The sequence below is a fragment of the Bradyrhizobium algeriense genome (assembly GCF_003062295.1).
GTDB classification, from domain to species: domain Bacteria; phylum Pseudomonadota; class Alphaproteobacteria; order Rhizobiales; family Xanthobacteraceae; genus Bradyrhizobium; species Bradyrhizobium algeriense.
This window is the reverse complement of the sequence record NZ_PYCN01000008.1, coordinates 240,835-258,678: the sequence shown is the minus strand read 5'-3', so window position 1 is coordinate 258,678 and position 17,844 is coordinate 240,835. Positions and strand designations below refer to the sequence as shown.

The 17,844-nt window shown below is 63.6% G+C and carries 17 protein-coding genes; 9 read left to right on the top strand and 8 right to left on the bottom strand.

The genetic code is table 11. The features are described from left to right. Positions 1–64 precede the first annotated feature (64 nt). From C7G61_RS47450 to C7G61_RS18510, 5 genes are all read right to left on the bottom strand, one after another. Entirely contained in the window at positions 65–511 is a 447-nt protein-coding gene (locus C7G61_RS47450; protein ID WP_244608345.1) for a hypothetical protein, read from the bottom strand. After that, entirely contained in the window at positions 486–1,199 is a 714-nt protein-coding gene (locus C7G61_RS18525; protein ID WP_190241873.1) for an outer membrane protein, read from the bottom strand. The genes C7G61_RS47450 and C7G61_RS18525 overlap by 26 nt, the downstream gene beginning before the upstream one ends. A 377-nt stretch (positions 1,200–1,576) precedes the next feature. Beyond that, positions 1,577–2,626: an alpha/beta fold hydrolase gene (locus tag C7G61_RS18520; protein WP_108516834.1), complete on the bottom strand. Its 1,050-nt coding sequence runs from the start codon at positions 2,624–2,626 to the stop codon at positions 1,577–1,579. 226 nt (positions 2,627–2,852) lie between these two features. Beyond that, on the bottom strand, positions 2,853–3,278 hold the full coding sequence (locus C7G61_RS18515; protein ID WP_108516831.1) for a hypothetical protein: 426 nt from the start codon (positions 3,276–3,278) through the stop codon (positions 2,853–2,855). 209 nt (positions 3,279–3,487) lie between these two features. After that, entirely contained in the window at positions 3,488–3,772 is a 285-nt protein-coding gene (locus C7G61_RS18510; RefSeq protein WP_108516949.1) for a His-rich protein BRANT, read from the bottom strand. A gap of 279 nt (positions 3,773–4,051) precedes the next feature. Here C7G61_RS18510 and C7G61_RS18505 point away from each other — a divergent pair, with 279 nt between their 5' ends. After that, positions 4,052–4,585, top strand: coding sequence for a tetratricopeptide repeat protein (locus C7G61_RS18505; protein ID WP_108516829.1), 534 nt, complete (start codon positions 4,052–4,054; stop codon positions 4,583–4,585). A 67-nt stretch (positions 4,586–4,652) separates the two neighbouring features. On the opposite strand, the gene C7G61_RS18500 is transcribed toward C7G61_RS18505, so the two are convergent. Further along, positions 4,653–6,233 (bottom strand): S10 family peptidase, encoded by a 1,581-nt coding sequence (locus C7G61_RS18500; protein ID WP_108516826.1) that lies wholly within the window; start codon positions 6,231–6,233, stop codon positions 4,653–4,655. 287 nt (positions 6,234–6,520) lie between these two features. Between C7G61_RS18500 and C7G61_RS18495 the strand changes: the two genes are divergently transcribed. The 5 genes from C7G61_RS18495 (at position 6,521) to C7G61_RS18475 (ending at position 11,595) form a co-directional block, all read left to right on the top strand. Then, positions 6,521–7,186, top strand: coding sequence for a hypothetical protein (locus tag C7G61_RS18495; RefSeq protein WP_108516824.1), 666 nt, complete (start codon positions 6,521–6,523; stop codon positions 7,184–7,186). A 49-nt stretch (positions 7,187–7,235) separates the two neighbouring features. Next, positions 7,236–9,362, top strand: coding sequence for an adenylate/guanylate cyclase domain-containing protein (locus C7G61_RS18490; RefSeq protein ID WP_108516822.1), 2,127 nt, complete (start codon positions 7,236–7,238; stop codon positions 9,360–9,362). A gap of 140 nt (positions 9,363–9,502) precedes the next feature. Continuing rightward, positions 9,503–10,282: an NAD kinase gene (locus tag C7G61_RS18485; RefSeq protein ID WP_108516819.1), complete on the top strand. Its 780-nt coding sequence runs from the start codon at positions 9,503–9,505 to the stop codon at positions 10,280–10,282. 167 nt (positions 10,283–10,449) lie between these two features. After that, entirely contained in the window at positions 10,450–10,995 is a 546-nt protein-coding gene (locus tag C7G61_RS18480) for a response regulator (RefSeq protein ID WP_025590237.1), read from the top strand. 21 nt (positions 10,996–11,016) lie between these two features. Beyond that, complete coding sequence (locus C7G61_RS18475; protein WP_108516817.1) at positions 11,017–11,595, top strand: Hpt domain-containing protein; 579 nt, start codon at positions 11,017–11,019, stop codon at positions 11,593–11,595. A gap of 215 nt (positions 11,596–11,810) precedes the next feature. Here C7G61_RS18475 and C7G61_RS18470 read toward each other — a convergent pair whose 3' ends face one another. Both C7G61_RS18470 and C7G61_RS18465 read right to left on the bottom strand, forming a co-directional pair. Continuing rightward, the gene (locus tag C7G61_RS18470) at positions 11,811–12,986 is read right to left on the bottom strand and encodes a DUF2336 domain-containing protein (RefSeq protein ID WP_108516815.1); all 1,176 of its coding nucleotides are present in this window, start codon (positions 12,984–12,986) and stop codon (positions 11,811–11,813) included. A gap of 465 nt (positions 12,987–13,451) precedes the next feature. Then, on the bottom strand, positions 13,452–14,498 hold the full coding sequence (locus C7G61_RS18465) for a transglycosylase SLT domain-containing protein (protein ID WP_108516812.1): 1,047 nt from the start codon (positions 14,496–14,498) through the stop codon (positions 13,452–13,454). Between the two features lie 287 nt (positions 14,499–14,785). Here C7G61_RS18465 and mddA point away from each other — a divergent pair, with 287 nt between their 5' ends. The 3 genes from mddA (at position 14,786) to C7G61_RS18450 (ending at position 17,762) form a co-directional block, all read left to right on the top strand. Then, positions 14,786–15,580, top strand: coding sequence for a methanethiol S-methyltransferase (gene mddA, locus C7G61_RS18460; RefSeq protein ID WP_108516810.1), 795 nt, complete (start codon positions 14,786–14,788; stop codon positions 15,578–15,580). A 142-nt stretch (positions 15,581–15,722) separates the two neighbouring features. Further along, complete coding sequence (locus C7G61_RS18455) at positions 15,723–16,340, top strand: TetR/AcrR family transcriptional regulator (RefSeq protein ID WP_190241872.1); 618 nt, start codon at positions 15,723–15,725, stop codon at positions 16,338–16,340. A gap of 3 nt (positions 16,341–16,343) precedes the next feature. Next, positions 16,344–17,762, top strand: coding sequence for an alpha/beta fold hydrolase (locus tag C7G61_RS18450; RefSeq protein WP_108516806.1), 1,419 nt, complete (start codon positions 16,344–16,346; stop codon positions 17,760–17,762). The last annotated feature ends 82 nt before the right edge of the window (positions 17,763–17,844 follow it).

The window sequence follows — 17,844 nt, the reverse complement described above, 5'->3', positions numbered from 1 at the left end:
ACGGCTCTCGGCGTATAGGCCCCGCTCGCCGGGGCACGACATCCGAGGCGGAAAGAAAATCGATTTACGGCGTCGCCGAGACCAGCGATGCCTGCTCCGAAGCCAGAGTGACACAGGCCTTGCGCCGCTGCAGTCCCCTGATCGCGCCGGTTACCTTGCGCACCTTGCCGGCCCCGCACGCGGGATCCTGCACGAAGGCGACTTCATAGGGAGCAAGCATAAGCGGTTCGGATTTCAGGACAGTTTGGGCAAGGCACGGAAACGCCGCTGCGGAAAAGATCAGCCCTAACGCAAAAGCACGCATGTTCGTTGTCCCACCAGCCGGCCGGAACCATAATATCGGATCGTGACGAAAAGTTGCATGCAGCGCGAAAATTTTTTCGCACCCGCCAAAAAGCAACCGAGGCACGCTCGCCCCCGACAATTCCCCCAACAAAAAGGCCGGCGTGAAGCCGGCCTTTGTCGTGTCGATACGAAGCGCCGTATCAATATCTGGCGGCAGCAGGCCCACCCCAACCAAACCGGTAGTTCACGCCGACCTTGGCGGTGTGTTCGTCGTTGCGGAAGCTGCGACCGGCGATATCGGCAGGACCCGTCGTGAAGGTGGTGTTGCCGAAATTGTAATACTGGTACTCGGCCTTGGCCGACCAGTTCGGGGCGAACATATATTCGAGGCCGCCGCCGACGGTGTAGCCGTCCTTGTGGCTGCCATTGGTGGTGAAGCCTTGCGGCACGCCGGCCACCGAAACACCGAGATTGTTGCCGTCGCGCCAGGCGTAACCGCCCTTGGCGTAGAGCAGCGCCGGACCCCAGGTGTAGCCGAGCCGGCCGGTCACCGAGCCGAGCTGGTCGGTGTTTGACGTCACGAGGGTGCCGCCCGGAAACAGCACGCCATTATTATTGTTGTTCGGCAGCCAGCTATACTGGGCTTCGGCACCCATTACCCAGTTCGGCGCGAACTGATAGTCGAAGCCGCCCTGCACGCCGCCAAGGAAGCGGGCGTCGCTGCCCTGCAGGGAGTTGTCACCCGCAAAGGCGCCGCCGACATGGCCGCCGACATAGAACCCGGTCCAGTTATAGACGACCTGAGGCGCGGTATAGGCAGGCGCCTTGGTATAAGGCCGCGGCGGTATGTCGGCCGCAAAAGCTGGAGCCGCCATGGCGGCCAGCGCGGCAGCGCCGAGCAAAATCTTCTTCATACTCATTCCCCGTTGCGGACGTTGCGGACCCAATCCAAACAACGTGACTTCATTTAGGTTGCTTTGCGGCAAGTGCCCGCGACCCGATGGCGCGCCGCTGTGACGGCACAGCAACAAAACGCTTTAGTTCCCTCGCACGTAAGGCTTTTCCCTCCGTTAAGGAGGTGGTCTCCCACTTAGTTGATGTCCGGGAGGGCTAAAGCAAGGTTCACCCCTCGCCGAAAAGTGATCCGAATTCGTTCACGGTTCCGTCCCGGGAACAGCGCAAATGCGGACGCCCCGCCGGCAGGCTTCACGGCCGCCGGCGGGGCCTTGTTCCCTTGGCGGGGCTTGCTCCCTTGGCAGGACCTTGCTCCCTTGGCGGGGTCTGGCTCCCTTCAAGAGCGAGCCACTTCGATGACGGCGTCGGCAAAGGCCTGCGGCGCCTCTTGCGGCAGGTTATGTCCGATGCCGCCGGTGACCAGGCGATGGGCATATTTGCCGGAAAACTTCCTGGCGTAGACCTTGGGGTCCGGATGCGGCGCGCCGTTGGCGTCGCCTTCAAGGGTGATGGTGGGCACGGCGATGGCGGGAAATTCGGCCAGCCGCTTTTCCAGCTCGTCGTATTTCGCCTCGCCCGGGGCGAGACCGAGCCGCCAGCGATAGTTGTGGATCACGATGGCGACATGGTCTGGGTTGTCGAAGGACGCCGCGCTGCGCTCGAAGGTGGCGTCATCGAAATTCCACTTCGGCGAGGCGAGCTGCCAGATCAGCTTTGAAAATTCGCGCCGGTATTTTTCGTAGCCCAGCCGCCCACGTTCGGTCGCGAAGTAATACTGGTACCACCATTGCAGTTCAGCCGATGGCGGCAACGGCTTCTTGTTGGCCTCCTGGCTGCCAATCAGATAGCCGCTGACCGAGACCAGCGCCTTGACCCGCCCCGGCCAGATCGCCGCGACGATGTCGGCGGTCCGCGCGCCCCAGTCGAAGCCGGCGACCACCGCTTTGTCGATCTTCAGGGCATCCATCAGGGCGATGACGTCGGTGGCGAGCGCGCCCTGCTGGCCGTTGCGCGGCGTATCGATCGAGAGGAAGCGCGTCGTGCCGTAGCCGCGCAGCCAGGGCACGATCACCCGGAAGCCGGCCGACGCCAGCACCGGGACGACGTCGACGAAGGCGTAGATGTCATAGGGCCAGCCGTGCAGGAGGATGGCGACAGGACCATCGGCTGGCCCGGCTTCGGCATAGCCGATCGTGAGGACGCCGGCCTCGATCTGTTTCAGTGCGGCAAACGAGGTGTGGGCGCCCGGCCTGATTGCGCCCGCGCCGGGCTTGGCGTCGCCGGACTGCGCAAAGAGCGCGCCGCTCATGGCAAACGGCGCCGCCGCAAGCGTCACGCCGGCGGTACCGAGGAAGCGGCGCCGGTCTGGATTGGTGTGCTGGGACATGGATTCTCACTCCGGCTACATCTGATGCGATTGAATCGTATGCGCTATAAATGATGCATCAACCCCGATGTCAACCCTTCCGATTTAATCGTATGCGATGCAGATGGGGTACAAGGCATCACAGTCTCGTGTGGAGGCCAGCATGGAATTCGCGAAGGAAAGGACTCTGCCACACCGGCCCGGCCCAAGCCGCAAGCTTGTTGCGCTCTCAGCCAGACGCGCGCGATCAGCGCGTCATTTTCTCCAGTTCCGCGAATGGCGCGTACGCCATCCCCGCACAGGGCTCGACGGCGTTTTCGATGATGCGGTCGAGGCGACCGTCGACGAACAGGATGGCGCGTTCGCGCGGCTCGCGGTAGCTGCCGTCGGACTCGCGCGGACTAAACCGGAGACAGGCGACATAGCGCAGCCGCCCGCCGATGACGCGCTCGACCGGCTCGGCCATCACGGCGTCGCGCACGCCGACGGGATCGTTGAGATAGGTCTTCAGGAACGACAGTATTTCGGTGCGGAAATTTTTGGGAAACGGCTGGCTGGAGACGCCGCGATCGTCGGTATAGGTGATCGGCTTGCTGTCATCGATGGCGGCGGCACAGGCCGACAGCATGATCGGCAGCAACATCATCGCCGCGAATTTGGCCGAACGTTTCAAGCGAACTCTTCCCCTGCCCTTCGCCGTCTCTTAGACCGCCCGGCGGCGAAATGGAATTCGCAACTCGGTTATCTCCTCGCTTCGCTCTCGAAAAGTTGAGCGCGCGCGCCAGCCCACGGCCATTAGCGAAGCAAATGGCGCGTGGGCTGGTCTGTCATTCGCAAGGCGCGGGGGGCAATGGGGGCGAAACACGCGCCAGCGAATCAGATTCAGCTGCGTTTTGCGGCCGGCGTCACGTGCTTGACCGCGATGTGCTTCGCATGCGTCTTGTGCAAGCCGATGTGCTTGTGGTGGCGATGATGCCGATAATGCTTGTGATGGCGGCCCATCCTTGCATTGGCGTTCAGCGCCTTCGATTTGCCCTCAGCCTTGATGACGGGTGCCTGCGTGGACTTGGTCACCGGAGCCTGCGCGGTCTTGCCAGTCGTGCCGGCAAGTGCAGGCGCGGCGAGAACGGAAACGGCGACGAGCGCTGCGGTAATGGTCTTGAGCATGGTTGTCTCCTTCTCCATGGGACCCGCGGGCATTTCCGGTCGAAAGGCCGGGCTCGCCGATCATGCAGGCGACGCTAGCGGTTGCGCACTGAACCCCTCCTGAATCGGACTTTTCGATTCCGTTCATCTGAATGACATCTTCGTCATGTCCGTTGACGGCGACCGCCGATGAAAATTGGCGAAATCGGGTGAAGCGGTGCGGGAATGTTCTCGACCGCCGGGGGTTCAAATCAACGGGCTTCGGTGTAGGATTGCCGAACCGGCCATCAGGAGAGATGCATGAATAGACTTGCGATCAGACTTTTGACCCTTGCCATGTTGTCGCTCACGCTCGCGGCGGCCCCCGTCGTTAGCGTCGTCTACGCCGCACCCGATAACGATCCGCCGCCGCCGCCGAAGAAGAAGAAATCCAGCGAAGCCCGCCCGGGCATCGAGCAGACCGCATTCGCTGACGGTTATCGCGCCGCCTACGCCGCGATCTACGACCGCCACGACTACACCTCGGCGATTACGCAGCTCAAGGCGCTCGGCCGTGACGACCAGGCCGCCGTCGCCAACCTGATCGGCTACTCCTATCGCAAGCTCGGCGACTACAAGGTCTCGCAGATCTGGTACGAGCGCGCGCTCAAGGCCGATCCGAGCCACGTCAAGACCTGGCAGTATTACGGCCTGTGGCAGGTCGAACAGGGCAACCGCGACCAGGCGCAATATCACCTGAACCGGATCGCTCAGCTCACCGGCACGACAAGCGAGGAATATCGCTCACTCGCCGCCGCGCTGGAAAAGCCGCCGGGCACGGGGCTGGTTTATTGATGCACTAACCTCTCCACGTCATTGCGAACAGCCGGCGCAGTCGTAAGGACGCGCCGGTTTTTTGTTGTCACTTCATTACCGCCTCGACTTCCGCGCGGAACGCCTGACGTGCGCCGTCACGCGAATAGAACATGTGGCCGCCGGGATAGACGACGAGCTTCACCCGGTCCGCACTCGCATAGGCCGGCAACTGGTCGAGAAGGACCTTGGAAGCGAAATACGGCGTGGCGAGATCGAACAGCCCGTGACCGACCAGCAGTTTCATTTTCGGATCGAGCGCGAGAACCTCGCGAAGCTGTGAAACCGACTCGGCCGGCCCGCGGCCGAAATCCCACGACCTGTTCACGCTGTTGCTGAGCAATTGGTACGAGCCATCCGGCCGCCAATTGAGCTTGCGCGCTGCGAGGTCGACGGCTGCGCTCGTCAGCGGCGCCATCAGGGGATCGCCGGATGGATCACCGAAATGCGCGGTGTTGGAATCCGGATAGGGGTCGAAGCCTGATACCGAGCCGTCGTAGCGCCCGGTCACCCGGCCGTTGCGCCGGTCGAATTCGCGGCGAAATTCGCCAACCTCGAAGCGCCCGGCAAGCCTGCGGCTTACCGCCTGATCGATCCCGGTGAGCGTTGCCACCCTGTCCGTGAGCCGCGCCGTTGCCTCCTTGTCGGCCTGCCCCTTGAGGAGATCGACGATGAATTCGCCTTGCGCGTAACGCTCGACATCGGCGAGATCGGCGCGCGTCACCCGCCCCCTGGTCTCGCCCCTGGCTTCACGGGCCACCGCCGTCATGCTCGGCAGGCTGTACATATATTTCAGCAGGCTCGAGCCGGAAAAGTCGCGGAAGTCGAGCAACGGCGACACCAGGATCAGCCCACGCACCCCGATACCCTGCTCGGTCTGCAGATTACGGACGATCTTCGGCCCGCGAATGCCGCCATAGCTTTCGCCCGCGACGAATTTCGGCGACAGCAAACGGTCGTATTTTTCCAGCCAGCGCCGGATCACGAGCGCGATCGAATTGACGTCGCCATCGACCGAAAAGAACCGCTTGCGCACGTCCTCGCCGGACGCAACGAAGCGGCTGTAGCCGGTGCCGACGGGATCGATGAAGACGAGATCGGTAAAGTCGAGCCAGGTCTCGGCGTTGGGCAACAGATCAGGCGTCGCTGACGATACGGCGCCCGCACCTGATATCGACACGCGCCAGGGGCCGGCGGCGCCGAACTGCAGCCAGGCCGAGGACGCGCCCGGACCGCCGTTGAACAGAAACGTCACCGGCCGGCTTGCGCGATCGGCGCCGTCGAGTTGATAGGAGGTGTAGGCGATATCGGCTTGCGGCTCGCCCTTGTCGTCGAATATTCGGATCGAGCCTGCGGTGGCTGTGAAGTTGAGCGTGCGGCCGGGCAGCGCCAGCGTCTGCGTGGTGGTGGAATCCGGCGGCAGACGGTGTTGTTCGGCGGCAGAGGGAGCTGGCGCAGCGGCGCCCCGCCCTGCTCCGCCCTTCTGGCCCGATGGCGAGGGTGTGGCCGCGGCCGGCTGCTGCGAGGTTGGCGAACTGGCCTCCTCGGCGCGCGCACTGCTTGCCCAACACACGACCAGAAGGGCAGCGGCAAGACGCGCGGGGCGCGTCGCCGTGAAACGAAAAGCCATGCCGTTTGCTCCCTGCGCGCCCCGCGATCCAGCCGCCCCGCGGATTCTGCCGTAACACTGCGACAATGAGGCCCTGATGCACAACAAGCACAAATCTTTCCGAAAATCACAATCCCGACAGCATCGCGTGAGAAAGCGATCAGTGCGTCCGGTGGTTGTCCTCGCCGGCCGTCAGGTGCTATCGGTCGGTTCCACCGGCGCACCGGCCAGGTATTTTTGATCATCCATGCAACCATTCAGGCGCTGGCGCGACTAATGAACCTGCGCTTTTCAATGGGGACTTAAAAATGAAACGTTCGATTGCTGTTTGTCTTGGCCTGCTGGCGCTGGCCTCCCCGGCGATCGCAGATTCGCCGGTCGCGGTGGTCGAGGACGTCCAGGGCAAGGTCACCGGCGCGGAATTCATGGACTATGTGACGCCCAAGGCGGTCATCAAGATCGGCGACGGCGGCTCGGTCATTCTCAGCTACCTGAAGTCATGCCGGCGCGAGACGATCAGCGGTGCCGGCACCGTCGTCGTCGGCACCGAGGAGAGCGCCGTCCACCTCGCCGAGGTCAAGGCCGAGAGGACGAATTGCGATCCCAGCCAGGCCAACGCGACGACGCGCGAGACCAGCGGCGTCGCCGCCACCGTGCTGCGCAGTGTCGACAACACGGCCTCCTTGCCGCAGTCGCAGCTCACGCTTTACGGAGCGTCGCCGCTGGTGGAAGCCAAAGGCCGCGGCAAGCTGGTTATCCGGCGCCTCGACGTGCCGGGCGAGCGTCAGGAGATTAGTCTTGGCGGCACCCAGCTCAAGGGACGGTTCCTCGATTTCGCCAGCGAGAACGTCGCGCTGGCTCCAGGCGGCCTCTATGCCGCAACGTTCAAATCATCGCGGATCGTCTTCAGGGTAGACCCGCAGGCCAGGCCCGGCGTGACGCCGATCGTCGGCCGGTTGCTGCGGATGGAATAGGCGTGACGGGCCATCCCGCTTGAGAATCCGGCGCAGCACGCGCAACAGGATGGTGGTTGCCGCCATCGCGCTGGTCTGCGCGGCGGCTTCGATTTCTCCGGTGGCCAGACCGATCCGCGGGCTCTCCCTCGATATCCTCACCGCCCTGCGCTGGGAGATGTTCGGCCGCAGCCATGATCCGGCCGCTTCGCCGGCGGTCGTCGTCGCGATCGACGAGGAAAGCATGCGCACCGCCCCGTTCAAGGGTTCGCCGATGCTGACCTGGACCGGCGAGATCGGCCGCGTGTTAGCTGCGACCCTGGAAGGCGGCGCCAAGGTTGCCGGCTTCGACGTGGTGATTCCGAACTCGCTCGAACAGTCCGAGATACCGTTTGGCGACGGCATGCTGGGCGAAAAGATCCGCGGTTTCGACCGCGACTTTTTGCGTGCGCTTGCCGGAGCGTCCACCAAAGGCAAGGTGGTGCTGGGCCAGGTTCTGGGCGACCGCTCGATCATGCCGTCGTCAGGACAGCGGATCGCGGTACGCCAGCAGCAGAATATCCGGCCGCTCAACGACCATACCGACAGCGACGACGTTGTACGCCGAGTGCCGCTGACCTTTACCATCGACGGCGCGAAAATGCCGACCATGGCGGTCGAGCTGGCGGCACGGGCGCTGGGGACCGCGCCTCAATTCGACGAGCGCGGAAGGATGACGCTTGCGGGATACCCAGTTCCGGGCCGCGTGCCGAACACGATGACGCTGAATTTCGAAGGCGGCGCCGACGACATCCCGACCTTCTCGTTTGCCGATCTGCGTGCGTGCGCCGTCAAGAACGATAAGGATTATTTCCGGCGTTGGTTCGACGGCAAGGTCGTCATCTTCGGTACTGTTCTTGATATCGAGGATCGCCGGCAGACCTCCAAGCGCTTCGCGACCGGCATCGAAGGCGCGCGCGCACCGCGCTGCGCGGCCGAGAGCACGCCGGTCATGGCCGGCTTCAGAATCAGCACGATCGCGGGCGTCTATATCCATGCGACAGCGGTCAACAATCTGATCTCGCGCAACGCCGTGGTCGAACCCGGCCCGCTGGTGCGCTTCCTGATCTCTACCCTGTTTGCGGTGCTGGCGGCGGCTGCCGCGTGGCGGTTTCGGCCGCTCAGCGCAGCACTGGCCTGGATGGCCGTGATCGTGGCCAGCATTGCCGGCGCCACGATCGCCTTCAACCATGCGCTGGCGCTGCCGATCGCCGAGCCGCTCCTGGCGAGCCTGTTCGCGCTTGCCGCCACGATCGGCTTCCGCTTCGTCATCGCCGACAAGGACCGCCGCCTGCTGCAGAAGAGCTTTGCGCTCTACCTCGCCCCGCACGTCATCAACCGCATGCTGTCGTCGAACAAATTGCCGGAACTCGGCGGCGAAACCCGCGACGTGACGGTGTTCTTCTCCGACATCGAGGGATTTTCGCTGATCGCGGAAAAGATGTCGCCCGACAACCTGATGGAGCTGATGAACGAATATCTTTCGGCGATGACCGACGTCATCGAGCGTCACGGCGGATATGTCGACAAATATATCGGCGACTCCATCGTGGCGGTGTTCGGCGCGCCGGCGGACGACCCCGATCATGCCGCCAATGCGGCGCGCGCCGCACTGGATTGTTGCGCGCAACTGGCCGAACTCAACGCCTCCTCGCCCCTCTTCCACGAATACAAGCTGGCGCAGCGGATCGGCATCAATTCCGGCGAGGCGCTGGTCGGCAATTTCGGATCGCGGCGGCGCTTCAACTACTCGGTGATGAGCGACGCCGTGAACCTGGCGTCGCGGCTGGAGGGCGCCAACAAATTCTACGGCACCACCGTCATCGCTTCCGAGACCACCGTAGCCCTCACCGGCGAAGCCTTCGCCTGGCGCGAACTCGACGCCATCAGGGTCAAGGGGCGAACCCAGGCGCTGAAAATCTACGAATTGCTGGCGCTGTCGGCCGGGCTGACATCCTCGCAAGCGGTATTGATCACCGACTACGCCGACGGGCTTGCGCAATGGCGCGCCCGCGAATTCGAGCGCGCCGCGCAGTATTTCGGCCGGTCGGCCGACATCGACCGGCCGGCATCGTTGTTTGCCGCGCGGGCCCGGGAATTGGCCCAAAACCCGCCGGGCGAGGATTGGGACCCGATCCGGACGTTGCAGGAAAAATGACGCCCTGATGACCAGCGGTTTACGTTACCGGCGCGAAAGTGCCGCCGGGCTATCTCGACAAGCCTGCCTAAGGTGTATAGACGAGCGCGGCGCAATCCGGCGCCACCCAATCCTGGCGCTACCCGAGAGTTCGTCGTCCGATGGCCACCCCCAAGCGATACGACCGGATCGCCTTTGTCGCGAGCGCAAGCACCGAGGCGCAGGCCGCGCTGGCGCAGCTCGTCAAGCTCTACGGCAATCATGATGCCGACGATTCCGACGTCGTGGTGGCGCTCGGCGGCGACGGATTGATGCTGCAGACGCTGCATCGCCACATGCGCTCGGGCAAGCCGATCTATGGCATGCATCGCGGCACCGTCGGCTTCCTGATGAACGAATACACCACGCACGACCTGCAGACGCGGCTGGCGGCGGCGCGGGAATCCCTGATCAATCCGCTCCTGATGCGCGCCACCGACATCCATGGCACGGTGCACCTGCATCACGCCATCAACGAGGTCGCGCTGTTTCGCCAGACCAACCAGGCCGCGCATCTGCGCATCCTGATCGACGAGCACGAGCGGATGGCGGAATTGATCGCCGACGGCATCCTGGTGGCGACGCCGGCCGGCTCCACCGCGTATAATCTCTCGGCCCAGGGGCCGATCCTGCCGATCAACGCCGCGCTGTTGGCGCTGACCCCGATCAGCGCGTTCCGCCCGCGCCGCTGGCGCGGCGCCCTGCTCCCCAACTCCGCTTTCGTTGTCATCGAGGTGCTCGAGGGCGAGAAACGTCCGGTCGCGGCCGCCGCCGACCATGACGACGTGCGCGATGTATGCCGCGTCGAGGTGCTGTCCGACAAGACGATCTCGATGCGGATGCTGTTCGATCCCGGTCACAGCCTCGAGGAACGCATCCTGCGCGAGCAGTTCGGGTCCTGACGCCCGCCCGGTGACCGCCCGTTGACCTTGAACCGGGTTCCTATCCGAAAAAAGTAGCGCCATCGGGTATTCGCGCGAGCCTGATAGGCCGGCTTCGCAACCATTCCTTAACGAGCGCCGCGATATGGTTAACACCAGTATACTGTTTTGCTGGGCCGGGCCGGACCATGTATCGCATCGACTTCAACAAGCTGCGGTTTCTGATTTGCGACGACAATCCGCACATGCGCCGCATCTTGCGGACGCTGTTGCATTCGTTCGGCGCGCGCGAGGCCTATGAGGCCGAGGACGGCGCCACTGCACTGGAAATGTACAGCCATTACGTGCCCGATATCGTCATCACCGACTGGTCAATGCCGATCTTCGACGGCCTCGAACTGGCGCAGATGATCCGGCAGCCGGAATCGAAGGGCAATCCCTACGCGCCGATCATCATGCTGACCGGGCATTCGGAGAAGCGCCGCGTGACCGTCGCACGCGATGCTGGCGTCACCGAGTTTTTGGCGAAGCCGATCTCGGCCAAGGGACTCTACCAGCGCATTCTCAACGTCGTCGCCAACCCGCGCCCCTTCATCAAGACCAAGACCTATTTCGGCCCCGACCGCCGGCGCAACACCAACAACGCCTATATCGGCCCCGAGCGCCGCGTCGGCGGCGAGGTGGAAGTCATGCAACAGCCGTCGCTGCTCGACAAGGCGCGCTCGGCCGTCTAGCGCCGGCCTGGAGAGACCATCATGGCGAAAGAAAAGCCCGGGACGATACAGGTCAAGTCGTTTGGCGATCACCACGTGATCACGCAGCCCAACTCCCTGCGCAAGGCATTGCTGCGCGTTCCCGAATCCGACCTCGACGATCCCGTCGGGCGCGCGGAAAAGGCGCTCGCCGGACTGTCCGGCGAATTCAAGAACTGGATGACTATCGAGGCCGACCGGCTCTCGGCGGCGCATGCGGTCGTCCTCCGCGACGGCTTCACCGTCGACAACCGCGAAGAGCTGTTTCGCGCCGCCCACGACATCAAGGGCGACGCCGCCACGTTCGGCTTCCCTTCCGCGGGTGCTGCCGCCGAAAGCCTCTGCCGCATCATCGAACACGCGCCCGACCTCGACCAGGTCCCGGCGGAGCTGATCACCCACCACATCAACGCCATTCAGGCGATCGTGCGCGAACGCACCAAGCTCGACACCGCCACGATGGCGAGCAAGCTGAGCAAGCAACTGCGCGGGGTCGCGGACGAATTCCTGCTCAAGGTCAACCGCGACCGCCCCGAACATCTCGAAGCGATCCTGGCGCCGAGCATCGTGCCGGCGGAGTGAGAGAGTCGCCACTCTCTCACGTTGTCGTCCCTGCGAACGCAGGGACCCATACGCCGCGGCCGGCGGAATGGGCACATTGGAAGACGGCTTCGATTCAGCAATCCACAGCGCGTGTTGGACAACACAAAGCGTCTGCCATCGCACTTCATCAATAGATTACGCGGTATGGGTCCCTGCGTTCGCAGGGACGACAGCCGATGTGTTGCAATAGCAGCTTACGCCGCGATCAGATCGCGCTCGGGCGGCACAAACGCTTCGTCGGCGACCAGTTCCTCGCAGAACATGCGGGCTTCTTCGCGCGCGGACTCGGTCGCGAAGCGCCGCAGCAGAATCAATAGCGGCTCGGCGGCCTTGCGGTCGGTCTCGCAATGGGTCAGCACGCGCTCGACCATGCGGCGGCGCAGCCTCGCCGCGCCTCCAATGGTATCAACATAGCCGGTTTCATGGCTGACCTCGAGCGCCACACGAAACGCCGCGAAGGTCGATTCGGGAAGGCCCGCGCGGATCAGGAGCGCCTGCAGGCTGGCGCCGCCGCGATCGTGCAGCAGCGCCGTCACGCGGGCCAGCGGCAGATCGGCCAGTTCAGCCAGCGCCGCATCGAACAGCTCGATATTGCCCGACAACAGCGCGCGCAGGATCAAGCCTGCCGTCAATTGCCCGGTGGCGCGCAGGTGCTGCACCAGGCCCTGCATGTCCTCACCGCGCGAACGCGCCGCGATATTCATGGTCGAGCGCTCGCGCGCTTCGCTCGCAAGCCGCCCTGCCCGGTCGGCGCTCAGCCAGTTACGCGCGACGACGAATTGCGCCAGCGTGTCGGAGAGTTTGGCGATCAGCGCAACGCGGGTGGCGGCGGGAAGGCCTTCCAGCACCAGCATCGATTCCCGGATCGCGGCGAGATGGCCGTGACGTTCGACGATGCGGTCCCAGGAAAACGGCGCCAGCTCGGCGTAGGCGTTTTCGATCAGTTCGAGCGCTGCAGCCGCCGAGCCGACTTCGGCAATCGCGGCGGAGACCGAGGGCGGCAGGTTGATGCGGCGGGCAATGGCGCATTGCATGTCGCTGTTGCCGGTCGCGACGATGTCGACGAGGTCGGCATCGATCAGGAGCGGTGAGTGTTCGAGCACCGGCAGCGCGATCGAGGGCTGGTCGAGCGAGAGCGCCTGCACGATCGCTGCCGGCGCGTCCGGGCTGCGCGAAAATACCTCCGCCATGGCCTGGCGGACCAGCGGCGACGGATCGTCGAGCAGCATCAGCAGCGCGCCTTCGGCGGCGATGCGATCGTCCTCGGAAAGATCTGAAATCAACCAGGCCCGCGCCAAAGCCCGCGTCGCCTCTGCCCGCTCGCCTGCCGGAGCGGTACGAATCCAACTAATGAACTGCCGAACGATCATGGTCCTGGCTTACGCAACCTGTGACGACACCGTGACGCGGTGCCACTATTAGAAAAAATAAACCACGACGCTTAACAAAGGGTTCACCATAAACGGCTGGTTTTATTGACGTTTTGTTAAGGGCGTGACAACGCCTCGTTAATGTTTGATGGCGTCGTCGGGATAATGGAACCTTTCCTCTCCCGGCTTCCGCGAGCCAACAACGATGAAGATCGCCGAAGCGTTCGAGCGGTTCACCAGATGATGGGCGTTGGCACATCCGGTAGGGAATCCCGCGAAGGCCCCTGCTCCATCATATGCTCACCATTGTCGTCGATCAGGGTGAGTTGCGTAGCAAGGGTGGGCAAAGGCGCTTTTGCGCCGTGCCCGCCATCTATCCACATCGGTGTTCTTGAATGGTGGGCACGCGGAGCCTGTCATCGGGCGCGCATTCGCGCGACCCGGGGGCTTTGCCCATCCTACGAACTAGCTGCTGAACGTGCCGTTGCGGTCGCTAAAGAGATCGAGCCGGCCGGGTGCGCGCACCTCGGGCTTGTGCCCCGACAACACGGTGCTCGCGGAGGCAACCGAGGTTGCTGACGCAACCGAGGTTGCTGACGAATTACTGCCCCACAATTCCTGCACCGCCGGCGAAATCGGCTGCGTGCGTTCGCCGGCCTGGAACAGCGAGCGGAAGATCGGTTCGGGTGACGCAGCGGCAGTTTGCGACGTTGCCGCAACCGGCGTCACGCTGCGCTGATCCGGGAAGCTCGACAGATAGGCGGCGTTGTCGATCGCCGTCGTCGCCGGCGCGGCGTTGCTCGCGACCGTGATGCGCCTCGGCAGATCGCCGCCGGCGGCCGCCATCGCGGTGCGCGTCACCGGCGAACTGGCGGCGGCCGCGTAGCGCGTGTTCAGCACCGAATAGACCTGCGAGACGCTGCGGGCCTGTCCCGAGCGATCGTAGAAGATCGACTGGTTGGCCGCGGCCGCGTTCGGAAACATCCGCGCGGCGGAAGCGTTCGGATTGTCTTCGGCGCTCTGGATCAGCTTGCCGGCGCCGCCGACGCCCATGAAATGCGCCATATAGAGTTCGGCGTCGGTCGGGCGGCGGCCGATCTTGCCGGTCAATTTGAAACTGTTGGACTGGGTCAGCACCGCCGCCATCGACGAGGCGGCTTCCGGATCGTCGCGCAGCTTCATGATTGCCGCGCGCGCGTCGGGGTCGCTGACCGAATAGCTGCCGGAAGGATCTTTGGTGATGGCCTCGGCATATTTGCCGTAGCCGAGATGGGCGCCTGCTTCCTTCACGGTGCCGAGCCAGGTCTGGTCGATGAATTGAAACAGCCCGCGCGCCGACGAGGTGGTGGCGGCGGCCTTCGGGTTGAAATTGGATTCCATCTTCGCGGTGGCGAGCAGATATTCGAAGCTGGCGCCGGTGGTCGAGGCCGCCTGCCTGATCGAACCCGTGATCTTCACGCGCGTGGGATCGACACCTGCCGCAGCCATGGCGCTTGTTGTGTCGACCGACATGTTTCTGGTGCCCCGCTCCTCGCGAAACGACCGCGCGGGCTCTCAAGGCCCTGGCAATCAGCGCCTGTACACGGTCGAGACTGCCGCAATTATGGTTAATGGCGCGTTAAGGGCGTCCTCGCCTCAAAAAAACCGCATCGCGGGTTGAACATTTCGGTCGATCGACCGACCTATTAATAGCGGTCGGACGGCCGCGGAATGACGGGGAAGTGCCGGGCGACGGCTTCCCCGACCGATGAACATTGCACGGGCATCCGCCTTCAACTTTCCGGAAACAGGATCAGCTCATGAGTGATCACGCCATCAATCCTCCCTCTGCAAAGACCACCGCCGGCGGCCTGGTTGCGATGCTCTACGGCATCGTTACCTACCTGTTGTTTCTCGCCACCTTCCTCTATGCGATTGCCTTCGTGGGAAACCTGCCGGTACCCAAAACCATCGACAGCGGCCAGCCGGGGCCGTTCATTCCATCCCTGATCATCAACGTCCTGCTGCTCGGCCTGTTCGCTATCCAGCACAGCGTGATGGCGCGTCCCGCCTTCAAGCGCTGGTGGACACGCCTCGTGCCGCCTGCGATCGAGCGCACGACATTCGTGCTGTTTGCCAGCCTCGCATTGCTCCTGCTCTATTGGCAGTGGCGGCCGATGACAGACGTCATCTGGTCGGTGACCGATCCCCTTGGCGCGATCGTGCTTGAGGCGATCTCCTGGATCGGCTGGACCGTGGTGCTCGCCAGCACTTTCATGATCAACCATTTCGAGTTGTTCGGCTTGCGTCAGGTGCTGGCGCGCCTGCTCAGGCAGGAGTTGCCGCCGGCCAAATTCAAGACGCCGATGCTCTATAAGTCGGTCCGGCACCCGATCTATCTCGGGTTCTTGATCGCCTTTTGGGCGACGCCGGTGATGACGGTCGGACATCTGCTGTTCGCGATCGCGACCACGGGCTACATCCTGATCGGCATCTGGCTGGAGGAGCGCGATCTCATCGCGCTGTTCGGCGACCAGTACCGCCGCTACCGGGAGCAGGTATCGATGCTGATCCCGCTGCCGGGACGCAAAGCGCGTGCGGATGATTTGGGTTAGTCGCAGCCACGATGCCCGGCGTCGCGCCGGGCATCGACGCCTGGATATCAAGACTGCAAGCCGCAGGCGAGACGGCGCGCCTAGCCTTTGCGGCCGGAATTCATGTAGCGTTTGGCTGAGATCAATCACATCGCGAGACAATATGGCGCGCACCGCAGTGAAGAAGATAGAGACCAGCACGAGCCTGCTCGAGGCGGCCAAGAAGGTGCTGCGTCATGCCGGCTATGCGGGCCTCTCGACCCGGGAGGTCGCGGCGGAAGCAGGTGTGCCGCTCAGCCAAATTCACTATCATTTTGGTTCCAAGCAGAACCTGGTCCTCCAGCTGTTCGAATATCTCAATGCCCAGCTTCTGGACCGGCAGAACAGATTGTTCGGAGACCCATCCCTGAAACTGTCCGAGCAGTGGGACCGCGCCTGCGACTACCTCGATGAGGACATTGCCTCAGGCTATGTGCGGGTGCTGCAGGAGTTGATCGCCGTGAGCTGGCATGACGCGGAAGTCGCCAAGGTGATCCGCGCCGGCATTATGGGTTGGGTCGATCTGATCGTCGGCCTGGCACGGGCGGCTGAAGCGAAGATCGGCCCCCTCGGCCCCTTCTCGGCGGAGGAAGCCGGCGCGATCGCCGCCGCCAGCTTCATCGGGGGCGAAAGCCTGTTCCTGCTTGGCCTGGAGAAGAAGGGTTCGCCGATACGGGCGTCGCTTCGCCGCGTCGGCGATCTCATCCGGATTGCGGAAGGATCCTCGTCAGACAAGAGGTGAAGCATGCGCGCAAAACTGCCGGATCGTGAGGGGCTGGTTACCCGCGACGGCGTGAATCTCGCTTACGAAATCTACGGCGACGCGCCTGAAACCATGCTGTTCATCCCGGCCTGGAGCATCGTTCACTCGCGAATCTACAAGGCGCAGCTACCCTATTTCAGCGAGCGCTTCCGCTGCATCACCTATGACGGCCGGGGCAACGGCAAATCCGACCGGCCGAAGGATGTCACCGCCTACACGCTGGACAATTACCTGGCCGACGCACTCGCCGTCATGGATGCTCTCGACGTCGGCCAGTCGATCCTGGTCGGACTTTCGTTCGGCGGCCTGCTCGCCTCCATCCTGGCGGCGTATCATCCCGAGCGCGTCAGGGCAGCGGTTCTTGTCGGTACGGTCTCAACCATCGGACCTCCGCCCTATGCAAGGTTGGCCGCCTCGCACTTTTCGGCGGAGCGGGAAAGTTACGAAGGTTGGAACAAGTACAACCGCGATTACTGGCTGAAGAACTATCCTGACTTCGCCGAGTTCTTCATTCGCAATATCTGCAGCGAGCCGCATTCAACCAAGCAGATCGAAGACGGAATCGGCTGGGCCGTCGAGACCAGCGGGCCGACGCTGATCAACACGGTGGAAGCGCGCAACATTCCACCCCGCTTCGACGTCAGCGAAGAGATGTACCGCAAGATCCGTTGTCCGGTGCTGTTCATCCACGGCGACAACGACCAGATTCAGCTCCACGCGCGCGCGGAGGCCGCGCACGCCGAGGTGAGCGGCTCGGAGTTCGTCACGATCAAAGGCGGCGGCCATAACCCTCTCGGGCGGTATCCTGCAAAGGCGAACACCCTGATCAGCGACTTTATCGACCGACGGCTCGGCATCACGGCGCCGGCGCGCGGGACTGTCCGGCGCAACGGGGCCGGGAAACGTGCCCTCTACCTTTCGTCGCCGATCGGCCTCGGGCATGGCCGCCGCGATATTGCCATCGCGCGCGAGATGCGCAGGCTCCATCCCGATCTCAGCGTGGACTGGCTGGCGCAGGACCCGGTCACGCGCCTGCTAGAGGCCAGCAACGAGCACGTTCATCCGCTTAGCGCCCGGCTTGCCAGCGAGACGCGACACATCGAGCTCGAAAGCGGCGAGCACGAATTGCACTGCTTTCAGGCGCTCCGCCGCATGGATGAAGTGCTGATCAAGAATTTCATGACCTTCCAGGAGGCGGTCGAGCAAGGCGCCTATGACCTCGTGATCGCGGACGAGGCCTGGGACATCGATCATTACTGGCACGAGCACCCCGAGCTGAAGAAGGCGAAGCTTGCCTGGCTGACGGACTTTGTCGGTTACGTCCCGATGCCATCCGGCGGCGAGCATGAAGCGTTTCTCACGACCGACTATAATGATGCAGGCTTTGTCGAGCCCGGATAAGCCGAAACCAGTCGAGGCCGAAGGGGCAAGGCGTGCCGCCCGCATGATCGCCGAGCTGCTGGAATGATCCGGCTGTCGGCCG

Coding starts and splice junctions, on each gene's coding strand:
- C7G61_RS18505 (WP_108516829.1), top strand. CDS start 4,052: ATGAATAGACTTGCGATCAGACTTTTGACCCTTGCCATGTTGTCGCTC.
- C7G61_RS18520 (WP_108516834.1), bottom strand. CDS start 2,626: ATGTCCCAGCACACCAATCCAGACCGGCGCCGCTTCCTCGGTACCGCC.
- C7G61_RS18490 (WP_108516822.1), top strand. CDS start 7,236: ATGGTGGTTGCCGCCATCGCGCTGGTCTGCGCGGCGGCTTCGATTTCT.
- C7G61_RS18480 (WP_025590237.1), top strand. CDS start 10,450: ATGTATCGCATCGACTTCAACAAGCTGCGGTTTCTGATTTGCGACGAC.
- C7G61_RS18475 (WP_108516817.1), top strand. CDS start 11,017: ATGGCGAAAGAAAAGCCCGGGACGATACAGGTCAAGTCGTTTGGCGAT.
- C7G61_RS18470 (WP_108516815.1), bottom strand. CDS start 12,986: ATGATCGTTCGGCAGTTCATTAGTTGGATTCGTACCGCTCCGGCAGGC.
- C7G61_RS18495 (WP_108516824.1), top strand. CDS start 6,521: ATGAAACGTTCGATTGCTGTTTGTCTTGGCCTGCTGGCGCTGGCCTCC.
- C7G61_RS18465 (WP_108516812.1), bottom strand. CDS start 14,498: ATGTCGGTCGACACAACAAGCGCCATGGCTGCGGCAGGTGTCGATCCC.
- mddA (WP_108516810.1), top strand. CDS start 14,786: ATGAGTGATCACGCCATCAATCCTCCCTCTGCAAAGACCACCGCCGGC.
- C7G61_RS18500 (WP_108516826.1), bottom strand. CDS start 6,233: ATGGCTTTTCGTTTCACGGCGACGCGCCCCGCGCGTCTTGCCGCTGCC.
- C7G61_RS18455 (WP_190241872.1), top strand. CDS start 15,723: ATGGCGCGCACCGCAGTGAAGAAGATAGAGACCAGCACGAGCCTGCTC.
- C7G61_RS18525 (WP_190241873.1), bottom strand. CDS start 1,199: ATGAAGAAGATTTTGCTCGGCGCTGCCGCGCTGGCCGCCATGGCGGCT.
- C7G61_RS18450 (WP_108516806.1), top strand. CDS start 16,344: ATGCGCGCAAAACTGCCGGATCGTGAGGGGCTGGTTACCCGCGACGGC.
- C7G61_RS18510 (WP_108516949.1), bottom strand. CDS start 3,772: ATGCTCAAGACCATTACCGCAGCGCTCGTCGCCGTTTCCGTTCTCGCC.
- C7G61_RS18485 (WP_108516819.1), top strand. CDS start 9,503: ATGGCCACCCCCAAGCGATACGACCGGATCGCCTTTGTCGCGAGCGCA.